The sequence below is a fragment of the Falsochrobactrum tianjinense genome, from assembly GCF_019100495.1.
In the GTDB taxonomy this organism is placed as follows: domain Bacteria; phylum Pseudomonadota; class Alphaproteobacteria; order Rhizobiales; family Rhizobiaceae; genus Brucella; species Brucella tianjinense.
Window position 1 is genome coordinate 1 of sequence record NZ_JAHRVA010000001.1, and the last position, 12746, is coordinate 12746.

Sequence of the window (12746 nt, forward strand, 5' to 3'; positions counted from 1 at the left end):
GCCGCTAGCAGCGCCGCCGCCCTCGTTGTGGCGCTATATAGGGGCGAGCCATTGCTCCTGTCAACACCGCTTTCCAACTTATTTGATGTTTTTTTGACAAAAAACCAGATGGACAAGTTTTCCACAGGTGCGCCTTATATAGGAGTCGTGTAAGGATCGCCTCATAGCCACGAACAGGGCCGCGAGCGGGACCAGAAGCAGCCGGAAGCAGGAAAGAGCCGGGGTCACAAACCGGCCTCATTATTCAAATAAAAGCCCGCAGCACTTGAGACGCGGGTCGCAGGGCTGTGAATAACGTGCGCGAGCCCGCTTCTCGTTGACTTATACACCTTGGGCAGGCAGAATCGCGCAACCTGTTTGAGGGCCTTCCATCATAGAGGAAGTCACCATACGCCGGATAAGCGGCCTGGCTGCTTTTCTGAGAAATCACGCTCACGCATCTATATGCGACAGATTTGAAAAAGGGCCTGCTATAGCGGCATGAAAGAATTGGGGCCGAATAATCTCGATCCGGGTGACGAGCCCCCGCTGACTGTGGGCGGAAGGCGACGTCCACCTGACAGACGCGAAGTTTCGGCTCGCTGGCTTGCCGGCACTTTCCTGACTGGCGTCACTTCCTGCATGCTGATCGGCATCGCTCTTTTCGCCGCTCTTGATGGCCGAGAACAATTGGCGACGCCCCCTGAAATTCTTGCCCGCAACGACATGCCCGGCGTGACCAACGATACCAGCATTACCAAAGGCGACCGGGTCATCAGCACGATTTCGCGGCAAAAGCCCAAGGATCGCCGACGTTTTGATCTGTCGACCATGCAGAAAGTCGGCGAGCGTGAAGTTATCCGCACTCGACCTTTTGAACTGGTGCATATGGCCCTGGCAGTGGACCACCCTTCCAGCCGGAAATACCCGCCATTCGATGCACTCACCATATTCTCCGAAGGTCCTACCGCACCGCCGCCCGCCGATGCCGGCCAGATTTATGGCGCAAAGGTTGAAAGCGAGATCAGCCTGCGTGTGGTCGATTTCCCCCTTGGCAAGTCCAGTTTTGATGCCGCAAACGACCTGACCGTCGACGAAGTGGAAAAAGTGGTGCGCGATACCGGCGTGTTGCTGACCGACGGCGACGTGCAGGTTGCCTCATTGCATTATATCGATCCGGTGCGCTTCGGCGGAAGCGATTCATCCTTTGCCCTCAGCCCGGCGCTCGGCGTGAAAATCACGCAGGAAAATGTAAGCGTCGCCCCCCGTGCGGACGATGAAGATTCCGGTGATGGCTTCTCGGAAGAGCTGATTCCCTTCCGGCAAACGATGAATATCAAGCAGGCGCTGCAAAATGCCGGCTATACCGGCGAAGACGCGACCGACATGGCGCAGGCTCTGTCGAAACTTTTGAATTCTTCGCGCCTGAAAGAAGGCACCGTCCTGCGTATCGGAACCGAAACGCGCGATGACGTCGACCGTATCGTGCGGGCGAGCGTCTATCACCGCACCACTCATCTGGTAACAGTCGCGTTCAACGACCGCCAGCAATATGTGCCCTCCGATGAACCGGAATCGACGCCGCTTCTAGCTTCGGCCTTCGATGGCGATGCCCCGCCGGCAGCGATTCGCGGCAATCTGCCAACCGTTTATGATGGCATAAGCCGCGCTGCCCTCGCCTATGGCATGACCGAGACGATGCGCGAGCAGCTCGTCAAGATGCTGGCCTCCGATGTCGACCTGCAAGCGCGGCTGTCGCAGACCGACCGCATCGACGCCTTCTTCTCCCTGCCGGAAGATTCCGAAAAAGCCAATGGCGATTCGCAGCTTCTTTATGTGGCAGCAAACTTTGGCGGAACGACACGCAAATTCTATCGTTATCAGGCTCCGGATGGCAGCGTCGATTATTTCGACCAGAACGGAAAGAGCGCCAAGCAATTCCTGCTGCGCAATCCGGTTCCCAACGGGGTCTTCCGTTCGCCATTCGGCATGCGCCGCCACCCGATTCTGGGTTACAGCCGCATGCATACGGGTGTCGACTGGGCCGCGCCGCGCGGCACGCCGATCATCGCATCAGGCAACGGGGTGGTCGAAAAAGCAGGTTGGTCCAATGGTTACGGCAACCAGACGCTGATTCGCCACGCCAATGGTTACGTCACCAGCTACAATCATCAAAACGCGATTGCCCGCGGTGTCACGGTCGGGGCGCGCGTCCGTCAGGGTCAGGTCATTGGCTATGTTGGCTCCACCGGACTTTCAACCGGTCCGCATCTGCACTACGAACTGATCGTCAACGGCACCAAGGTCGATCCGCTACGCATCCGCCTGCCCGACAACAAAGCTCTGAAGGGCAAGGAGCTTGAAGCTTTCAAGCAAGAGCGGGATCGCATTGATACATTGCTCAACAGCGATGATAATGGCACCAGGCTCGCCTCGACCGGATCGGCGAAAAGCTGATGAGCGGCCCGCGATAAACGCAAGCCTTGCCCAAAACATCGAAGAGGCTTTCGATAAGGCAAATTGCCCTGCCAAACCGTTCTATTCGGTAAACTCCACCGACACACCGGCCTTCACTAGCTTGGCGAGCTCCTCGGCATCCCAATTGGTGAGCCGGACGCAGCCATGACTGGACGTCTTGCCGATTCGCGAAGGTTCCGGCGTGCCGTGAATACCGTAGGTGGGCTTTGAAAGTGCGATCCAGACTGTACCGACAGGACCGTTCGGGCCGGGCGGAATGGTCAGCACCTTGTCATTATTGCCCTGCTTGAAATTGATTTTCGGATTATAAGTATAGTTCGGGTTGATCGCGATACGCTGCACCTGAACATTCCCCGAGGGTGACGGGTTGTCCGACGAACCAATTGTCGACGGGTAGGCAACCACGAGCTTGCCGCTCTCATCATAGCCACGCACCTGCTTACGGCCCTTATCCGCAATGATTCGCGCTACCTGCGCGCGGACCGGCCTGCCCAGATTAGGCACTTTGATGGTCGTTCCCGGATGGTTGAAGTTCACTCCGGGGTTGATCTCCTTGAGATAGGGCTCGTCGATATGGAATTTTTCGGCAAGCATCTCAGTCACCGATATATAGGCCATCGCCGGAAGCTGCGCCTTATGCGCATAATCGCTCGGAATGGAGGCTATATATTGTCGCCCCACATCCTCATTGGTGATGGTATATTCGGTGAATGCCGGGCCGCCGGTCGCTTCAAGTTCCGCATTGATCGCCGCCTCATCGGCAGGATTGAGGAATTTGCCGGTCATTTCTCCGTAAGCGGCAGTAGCCTTGTCGACGTTGGAGCCGGAACGCCCGTCGATGACGCCCGGAGATGCGCCCGCCCGATCGAGCAGCACCTGATAGGCGGCAATTTTCTGCTTGGCACCCTGCCCTTGCGGCATTTCGATTGCGGGCATCAAGTCGCCCGAATCGGGAATTCCGCGCGGCTGGATGGAAGGCTGTCCGTAATCCGGCTCACCATAGCCACGATCTATGCTGGCAGTCGGAGCTCCCGAATCAGGATAGCCCGATCCGGGTGGCGGCAGTTCGGATCTCTCGATCTGTCCGTCCCGATTATAGTCATAGCCCGGAGCCGCAGGTGCTTCTGGATAATAATTGGGATCTTCCGGCACATCTCCAAACCCGTCATAGGGTGCACCACCATCGACCGGGCCATCAAGCGTCCAGTTTCCTTCCTGTGACGGCACATTCCGCCTCGACCATCCCGAAGAACGCCGCGGCTCCTCGACATGCAATACGCGCCCGCGCCGGTCCACCGTCACCTGACGTCCATATTCATCGACATAGACGCGCACGCCGTGATCGCCGCCGCCATAATCGAACAATTGCGCAAGCTGCACCGGCTGCGGAGCAGAAGACAATGAATGACCGTCTTCCGCAAAAGCGCTGCCGCCGGAGGCGAGCGCCATGGCGGTGCCGAATAATGCGAAGCGAGACATGCGTATGGAATGCGCCATGAAGGAAACCCTGAATGATCCAGTGATCATGGATGCCGTAAATATAGTTAATAATTTATCTATAACAGCCCATGGCAGATGAACTGGACATGAAAATGGCCGCATCATTCGGTGCCAGCAGGAAATTGCAAGAGCGCCGCAACCGGCATGATTACGGCGCCCAAGCGGTATTTTACGCTTTTTCTTCTTCCTTCGCAGGCTCGTCCGCATCCACCACCCGAACCGGGCGGAAGTTGAGGCGATCCGAACCGGCCAATATCCTGACGATGGAACCGTCGAGAATATCCCCGATCAGGATGCGCTCGGCGAGCGGGTCCTGAACCTCCTTCTGGATCACGCGCTTGAGCGGGCGTGCGCCATAGGCAGGATCGTAACCCTTCTGGGCCAGCCATTCGCGCGCCTCATCCTCAAGCTGCAAGCTGATCTTGCGATCGGCCAGCAGATCCTGGAGGCGCTGCATCTGGATATCGACAATCGCACCCATGTCTTCGCGGCGCAGCCGGTGGAACAGGATGATCTCATCGACACGGTTGAGGAATTCCGGGCGGAAGGCGGAACGCACAACCCCCATCACCTCTTCGCGAACGCTGTCCACATCTTCATTCTCACCAAGGCTGACCAGATATTCCGCACCCAGATTGGAGGTCATAATGATGACTGTATTTCGGAAATCGACCGTGCGTCCCTGCCCATCGGTCAAACGGCCATCATCAAGCACCTGCAACAGCACGTTGAAGACGTCCGGATGCGCCTTTTCGATCTCGTCGAATAGAATCACCTGATAGGGCCTGCGCCGCACTGCCTCGGTCAGTACGCCGCCTTCCTCATAGCCGACATAGCCGGGAGGCGCGCCGATCAGACGGCTCACGGAATGCTTTTCCATGAATTCCGACATATCGATTCGCACCATCGCCGTGTCGTCCTGAAACATGAACGAGGCCAGCGCCTTGGTCAGCTCCGTCTTGCCCACGCCGGTGGGGCCGAGGAAGATGAACGAGCCGATGGGACGATTGGGGTCCTGCAAACCGGCGCGCGCGCGGCGCACCGCCTTGGAAATGGCCTGGACCGCCTCGCCCTGCCCGATGACACGCTTGCCGATTTCATCTTCCATACGCAGCAGCTTCTCGCGCTCGCCTTCCAGCATCCGGTCCACAGGAATGCCGGTCCAGCGCGAGACGATCTGCGCCACATGATCCGGCGTCACGGTTTCTTCAAGCAGCGACCCCCTGTTTTCCTGGCTTTCTGCTTCGACAAGCTGCTTTTCAAGCTGCGGAATCTTGCCATAGGCCAGTTCGCCCGCTTTCTGGAATTCGCCATTGCGCTGCGCGATAGCGAGAGCGTTGCGCGCCTCATCAAGCTGCCCCTTGAGATCGGCGGCAAGGCCGAGCTTCTGCTTTTCCGCCTGCCACTTGGCCGTCAGTTCGCCTGATTCCTCTTCCAGATCGCTCAGTTCTTTTTCAAGGCGCTGCAAGCGATCGCGAGAAGCCTCATCCGTCTCGACTTTCAGCGCCTCGCGCTCGATCTTGAGCTGCATGACGCGGCGGTCAATCTCGTCGAGTTCTTCGGGCTTGGAATCAACCTGCATGCGCAGCCGCGACGCGGCCTCATCAACCAGATCAATGGCCTTGTCCGGCAAAAAGCGGTCGGTGATGTAGCGATTCGATAAGGTTGCTGCGGCAACAAGCGCCGAGTCCGAAACGCGTACCTTATGATGCTGCTCGTATTTTTCTTTCAGGCCGCGCAGAATCGAGATCGTATCTTCAATTGTCGGCTCATTGACGAATACCGGCTGGAAGCGCCGGGCAAGGGCTGCGTCCTTCTCGACATATTTGCGATATTCCTCAAGCGTGGTCGCGCCGACGCAGTGCAACTCACCACGTGCAAGCGCAGGCTTGAGCAGATTGGAGGCGTCCATCGCGCCATCCGCCTTGCCCGCGCCGACCAGCGTGTGCATTTCATCGATGAACAGAATGATCTGGCCCGCAGCCGTTTGCACTTCCGAAAGCACGGTCTTGAGCCGTTCCTCGAACTCGCCGCGATATTTCGCACCGGCAATCAGCGCGCCCATATCGAGCGCCATCAACTGCTTGTCCTTGAGTGATTCGGGCACGTCGCCATTGACAATGCGCAGCGCCAGGCCTTCAGCGATGGCCGTCTTGCCGACGCCCGGCTCGCCGATCAGCACCGGATTGTTCTTGGTACGGCGCGAAAGAACCTGAATCGTGCGGCGGATTTCCTCGTCGCGGCCAATCACCGGATCGAGCCTGCCCGAACGCGCATCCTCCGTCAGATCGCGCGCATATTTCTTCAATGCATCATAATTGCTTTCAGCAGAAGCCGAATCGGCGGTACGTCCCTTGCGCATATCGTTGATGGCCTTGTTAAGCGCCGTCGGCGTCACACCGGCGCTGGAAAGAATCTCGGATGTCTTTGCGGATTTTTCGATTGCCAGCGCGGTCAGGAGCCGCTCGACGGTGACAAAACTGTCGCCCGCCTTGCTGGCCAGTTCTTCCGCAAGCGTAAAAACCTTTGCCAGCGGCTGCGCCAGATAAAGCTGGTCATTGCCGCCCGTGACCTTGGGCAGTTTTTCAAGCGCGCCCTGCAAGCCGATCTGCACTTCCTTGACGCGTCCTCCTGCCCGCTCAATCAGCGATGCGGCCAGTCCCTCCTCGTCATCGACGAGAACTTTCAGAAGATGCTCAGGCGTAAACTGCTGATTGCTGGAAGAAAGAGCGACAGTCTGGGCCGACTGAATGAACCCCCGAACCCGCTCAGTATATTTTTCAATATTCATGATGTCTCCTTTTCCTTCCGACCCTTTGTGGCATCGGAAGACATTTGGTGACGGAACCCCCGTTAGCGGCTGGCCCCTTATCCATCAAATCATATGGGAAGGCATCACAGTTTCGGCAAGAGTGCCCGGAATGGTGAATTCCAAATAAAAATGGCGCGGAAAACCGCGCCATTCTTTCAAAATCAGTCTGCGAAACAATCGCAATCAAACGTCAGAAGCAGTCGTTTCTGCCACCGGCGTCTCGCTGGCATTCTCGTCCTTCGCCACGCGGCGCGGACGACCGGGGCGGCGCGTGGTACGGCGCACGGTTCCTTCTTCTTCCGCTCCCTCGACCGGAGCGGCTTCCACCGCAGCCGGTGCAGCCTTCTTGGCTGCGGGTGCTTTTTTCACAACCGGAGCGACAGGTCCTTCAACAGCTGCGGGAGCTGTCTTTTCAACCGCCGGAGCGGGAGTAGGAACGGGAGCAACTGCGGGTGTTTCCGCTACGGGAGCGGAAGCGTCCTTGACCTCGGCAGCAGCGGCAACCGGTGTTTCAGCCACTGCTTCAATAGTCGGCTGTTCGGAGGCTTCTTCCGCGTTGAAGCGTTCGCGTTGCGGGCGGCGACCTCGGACAGGGCGACGCTGTTCGCGCCCTTCGCGTTGCTGCGAACGGCCTTCGCCGCCTTCCTCGCCATAAATAACTTCTGCCGGAGTGCCTTCGATAACAGGCTGCGGCCCGGTGCCGCTGGCTGGCTGCGGTGCGGACGCGGCAGGGCTGAAGCCTGTCTCGTCTTCGTCAGCGCCATCATTGTCGAATGTCTCTTCACGCTGGAACGGAATATTGTTCTGCGCCATAGCCGCCATGATGATGCGGTTGTAATGTTCGGCGTGCTGAAGATAATTTTCAGCGATCACGCGGTCGCCAGATGCTTGCGCGTCCCGTGCCAGGGTCGTGTATTTTTCTGCAATATGCTGGGCGTTGCCGCGGATTTTCACGTCCGGGCCATTGCTTTCATAGTTGCGCGACAGAGGATTGGGGCCTTTGCGGTTATTGTTATTATTATTGTTATTCCCCCGTCCGCGCATACGCCTGTTCTGCTGTGCTGGCCTCATTATTCATCTCTTTTCAGATTAAAGGGTGTAGAAATCCGTAGCCAAAAACAGCCACCGGCTTCGCATTATCGAACCATGGAGGAAGTACACCCTGAACTTCCTGCATATCGAATGTTCCTGAATTCCCGTTGTTTCATTACGAACAACATGAATCTTATGGTTAGTGTTACGCGCGTAACTCCCTCCGAAAAACCCTGCTTCCCGGAAATAATTCTGAAAGTCTTGCGCTTCCGTACAAACCATCCCTTTAGAAGAATTGCCTCTCAAGGGAGCATGACCTTAAATCGTCATGGAGTATTTTCGCCACCGCCCTCAAGCGGGCAAAACCATTCTGGCTGTATCGGTGGCTGGAAACTAAACGGCTTCGCCGTAAATTCCAAGTGTTTTTTTTGGGGTCGATGAGTGTTTTTTAGCGTCCCGCTGCAAGGGTAAAAATCATGGCCCTTCGGTGGCCACCAAGATCGCTTGCAGCATCGACAAAAGAAAAGCCGCCGCTTTCAAAGAGCGCGTGAACATCGTCAAACTGGCCTGCGCCAATCTCGACGGCAATCATTCCATGCTTATATAGGTATGGTGTTGCCCCTTGTGCAAGGGCCCGATAAAAATCTAATCCATCTATGCCGCCATCTAGCGCTGCCAGCGGATCGTGCTCACGCACCTCGCGCGCCAACTCCGCTATCTCCTCATGCGGAATATAGGGCGGGTTTGATACGATAAGATGAAACTTTCCGCTCACATTGGTGAACCAGTCGCTTTTCAGGGCGGCGAACCGTTCGCTCACCCCGTTTGCGATGGCATTGATCCGCGCCATGGCCAGCGCACCCTCAGATATATCCAGCCCGACGCCGTGCAGTTTCTCAAACCGGTGCAACAGCGCGATGGCGATTGCCCCGGTTCCCGTTCCCATATCGAGCATATCCGCGTAGCCATGCCGTTCGATCAGGGGTTCGATATGCGGCATAACAAGCTCCACCAGCGCTTCCGTATCCGGGCGCGGCTCCAGCGTTTCCGGTGAAAGCCGGAACGGCAGGCCGTGAAATTCGCGTATGCCGATGATCCGGTGTACAGGCTCACCACCAATGCGACGTTGCAACGCTGCATCCAATTGCGCGACCTGCGTCACATCGAATGTCATTTCAGGCGTGGAAATCAGATCGAGCCGAGTCGCGCCCGTAGCCCATTCGACCAGAAGGCGGGCGTCCAGATCGGGCGTATCAATACACGCTTCGCGAAGCCGCGCGCGCGCGGCTTGCATCAGCTGATCGAGTCGTTCTGGTCGCTCGTGGTTCACGCCTGGCCACCCAGTTCCGTCAGAAGTGCGGTCTGGTGATCGGAAATCAGCGCATCAATCAGTTCGTCGAGATCGCCTTCCATCACGCGGTCCAGCTTGTAGAGCGTGAGGTTGATGCGGTGATCGGTAACGCGGCCTTGCGGAAAATTATAGGTGCGGATGCGTTCCGAACGGTCGCCCGAGCCTACTTGGCTGCGGCGTGCTTCCGAGCGTTCGCTATCCGCTTTCTGCCGCTCCATGTCGTAAAGGCGCGCGCGCAAGATCTGCATGGCGCGGGCGCGGTTCTGGTGCTGCGATTTCTCTGCCTGCACCACCATAAGTCCGGTCGGGATATGCGTGATGCGCACGGCCGAATCGGTTGTGTTGACGTGCTGTCCGCCAGCGCCTGAGGCGCGCATCGTGTCGATGCGGATATCTTCGTTGCGAATCTCTATATCGATATCTTCAGCCTCTGGCAGCACAGCAACCGTCGCCGCAGATGTATGAATACGCCCGCCGCCTTCCGTTTCCGGCACCCGCTGTACGCGGTGCACCCCTGATTCGAATTTGAGCTTCGAGAACACGCCCCGGCCCGAAACTGTTGCGATGATTTCCTTGTATCCACCCGCATCGCCTTCACTGGCCGAAACCAGTTCGACGCGCCAACCTTTCTCGCTGGCATAGCGCTCATACATGCGAAACAGATCGCCCGCAAAAAGCGCTGCCTCAAGCCCGCCTGTACCGGCGCGGATTTCAAGAATAGCGTTCTTTTCGTCTGCCGCATCCTTGGGCAGCAGCAGGATTTGTACCTCCTGCTCCAGTTCTTCGATGCGGTTTTCCACCTGCGGCAATTCCTCATTAGCCAGCGCGCGCATCTCCGCATCCGTTGAAGCATCGTCACGCATCGCCGCCAGATCCTGCACTTCCTTGCGCGCATCGGTCAGTTCGCGGATTTTACTGACAACATCCTGAAGCTCGGAATATTCGGAAGCCAGTTTCACATAGGTTTCGGAATCCGGATTGTTGGCCATCTGGCTTTCAATCATGGAAAACCGCTTTAAAAGCTGGTCCATCCGGTCCTGCGGCAATGCGATCATCATCATGTCCTAAAATTTATCCATAGCGCATAAATATGCGGTCGAGCGCGGCCAGCACTGCGGCCCGTCACATAAAATTCTCGTCGCTATAACGGGATATCGTTGTCCTGTGCAAACTCAAGCAGCAGTTCGCGCAGCGAATGCGCCTTGTTTTGCTTGTCGAGCTCGCCGAGCAGAAGGTTATTCAGCTTGCCTGCGTCGAGTGCACCCAGCATGGCCTTGACCGGGCCGATGGATGCCGCCGACATGGAAATCGAGCGGAAGCCCAGGCCGATCAGCGTCATGGCACTCAGCGGGCGCCCCGCCATTTCGCCGCAAAGCGTGACCGGCTTGCCATGGCGCTGGCCCGCGTCGACAATATGGCGAAGCGTGCGCAGAAAAGCCGGTGAAAGCTGGTCAAAACGGTCGGAAATCAGTGAATTTCCACGATCCACCGCCATCAGGAACTGGAACAGGTCGTTCGAACCTACAGAGACGAAATCCACGCTCGCCATCAATTCGTCAAGCTGCCACAAAAGCGCGGGAACCTCGACCATGGCTCCAAGCTTGAGATTGAGCGGCAATGCATGCGCAAAGCGCGAAAGATGGCGGACTTCGCGGTCAATGATCTCGCGCGCCGCCTTCACTTCGCTCACTTCTGTAACCATCGGCAGCATGAGACGAAGTTCGCGTCCGCCAGCCGCCTTCAAAAGCGCGCGCAACTGGGTGCGCAACAGGCCGGGACGGTCAAGCGTCAAGCGAATGGCACGCCAGCCAAGCGCGGGATTTTCCTCCTGCACGGTCGTGCGGAAGTAAGGCAGTACCTTGTCGCCGCCAATATCCAGCGTGCGGAACGTCACCGGCTTGTTGCCAGACGCCTCGATCACCGAGCGGTAGAGCCGCTCCTGCTGTTCGGCGCGCGGGAAGGTCGAAGCCACCATAAACTGGAGCTCGGTGCGGAAAAGCCCGATACCGGCGGCACCCGAAGCAGCAAGCTGCGGCAGATCCACCAGAAGTCCGGCATTCATCAGCAATGAAATTTCCACGCCGTCGCGCGTCATCGATGGCTTGTCGCGCAATTCGCGATAATGTGCCTGGCGCCGTGCGCGAAAACGCACTTTCTCGGCATAAGCCCCTTCCACATCGGTTTGCGGACGCAGATGGACGATGCCCTCGTCTCCATCGACGATTGCCGCATCGTTGTTTTCCGCCATGGAGACGGCGCCCTTGGCCTGCCCCACGACGGGAATGCCCATGGCGCGCGCCACGATCACCACATGGCTGGTGGCCGCGCCATCTTCAAGCACCACACCGCGCAGCCGCTCACGCGGATAGTCGAGCAATTCCGCCGCTCCCATCGAGCGGGCGACGATGATTGCATCCTTGGCCAGCGATTCGGCCATGGTCTTGATATCCCGCCCCATCAGCTGGCGCAGCAGGCGATTGGCGAGATCGTCGAAATCCGACAAGCGCTCGCGCATATAGGGATCGGTCAGATGCATCATACGCGCGCGCGTATCGCTCTGCACTTTTTCGACCGCAGCCTCTGCTGTCAGTCCGTTATGAATGGCCTCTTCCAGACGCCGGACCCAGCCACGATCATGGGCGAACATGCGATAAGCTTCCAGCACCTCACGATGTTCGCCTTCAACCGCCACATCACGGCGCGAGAGCATGTCGTCGATGGAAATACGCAAAGACCCCAGCGCGTCTTCCAGCCGGTTCAGTTCGGCCTGGCTATCTTCATTGAAGAGATTGGTGACGACGATACGCGGCTCGTGCAGCACCACATGCCCAAGGCCGATCCCGTCATTGAGCGCCATGCCGCCCACGCTCATCGGGCGCCCAAGATCCAGCTCGATGCCGGGGCGTGCGAAACGCAAGCCGTCGCCTGTCGCGATGATCTCGGCCAAAACCATGGCCGTGGTTTCCAGCGCTTCCACCTCGTCTTCACGATAGGCGCGCTTGGTCTGGTTCTGCACCACGAGAACCCCAAGCGTGCGGCCAGCGCGAAGCACGGGGACGCCGAGGAATGAATTATAAGCCTCTTCGCCCGTTTCCGGCAGATAGGCGAAGGCCGGATGCCCCTGCGCATCCGTTAGATTGAGCGGGCGCGCGCTCGCGGCAATGGTGCCGACCAGCCCCTGCCCCAGACGCAATTGCGCCAGATGGACCGACTGCGGATTGAGGCCCTCGGTGGCATAGAGTTCGAGCACGCCATCGGCGCGCAATATATAGAAGGAGCAGACTTCCGCGACCATATTCTGCGCGATTTCACGAACGATCCGGTCAAGCCGTTCCTGCGGCTCCAGCGGTTCCGCCATCAATTCGCGCAACCGCCTCAGCAGCACGCGGGGACCGGTTGTCAGATCTCGCATGATCGTCAGGGGCTCCTCAAGGTTGGGCGCAGCTTTTCGCAAAGCCGATTCCCATTACCCGCTTGCGAAGCGTTACGCCAAGTCCTTTGTGAGCATTTTTGACATGGACGTCCAGCGGATTCAGCAGAAAATCGGACAACTCGCGAAATCTTGCGCTGCCGCACGCCGTTTACGGCGTGCGG

7 protein-coding genes are annotated in these 12746 nt (G+C 58.0%); 1 reads left to right on the plus strand and 6 read right to left on the minus strand.

All coding sequences use genetic code 11. The annotated features are described in order from the left end of the window. Positions 1-480: 480 nt before the first annotated feature. Positions 481-2436 (plus strand): M23 family metallopeptidase, encoded by a 1956-nt coding sequence (locus KUG47_RS00005; protein ID WP_217675913.1) that lies wholly within the window; start codon positions 481-483, stop codon positions 2434-2436. 81 nt (positions 2437-2517) lie between these two features. On the opposite strand, the gene KUG47_RS00010 is transcribed toward KUG47_RS00005, so the two are convergent. The 6 genes from KUG47_RS00010 to ptsP form a co-directional block, all read right to left on the minus strand. Further along, positions 2518-3906: a L,D-transpeptidase gene (locus KUG47_RS00010; RefSeq protein WP_422718053.1), complete on the minus strand. Its 1389-nt coding sequence runs from the start codon at positions 3904-3906 to the stop codon at positions 2518-2520. Between the two features lie 220 nt (positions 3907-4126). After that, entirely contained in the window at positions 4127-6748 is a 2622-nt protein-coding gene (gene clpB, locus KUG47_RS00015; RefSeq protein WP_217675915.1) for an ATP-dependent chaperone ClpB, read from the minus strand. Between the two features lie 204 nt (positions 6749-6952). Next, the gene (locus KUG47_RS00020; protein WP_217675916.1) at positions 6953-7840 is read right to left on the minus strand and encodes a DUF4167 domain-containing protein; all 888 of its coding nucleotides are present in this window, start codon (positions 7838-7840) and stop codon (positions 6953-6955) included. 409 nt (positions 7841-8249) lie between these two features. Next, the gene (prmC, locus tag KUG47_RS00025; protein WP_254799279.1) at positions 8250-9095 is read right to left on the minus strand and encodes a peptide chain release factor N(5)-glutamine methyltransferase; all 846 of its coding nucleotides are present in this window, start codon (positions 9093-9095) and stop codon (positions 8250-8252) included. Positions 9096-9127: 32 nt separating this feature from the next. Then, positions 9128-10207 (minus strand): peptide chain release factor 1, encoded by a 1080-nt coding sequence (gene prfA, locus KUG47_RS00030; protein ID WP_217676917.1) that lies wholly within the window; start codon positions 10205-10207, stop codon positions 9128-9130. 86 nt (positions 10208-10293) lie between these two features. Continuing rightward, entirely contained in the window at positions 10294-12564 is a 2271-nt protein-coding gene (gene ptsP, locus KUG47_RS00035) for a phosphoenolpyruvate--protein phosphotransferase (RefSeq protein WP_217675918.1), read from the minus strand. Positions 12565-12746 lie beyond the last annotated feature (182 nt).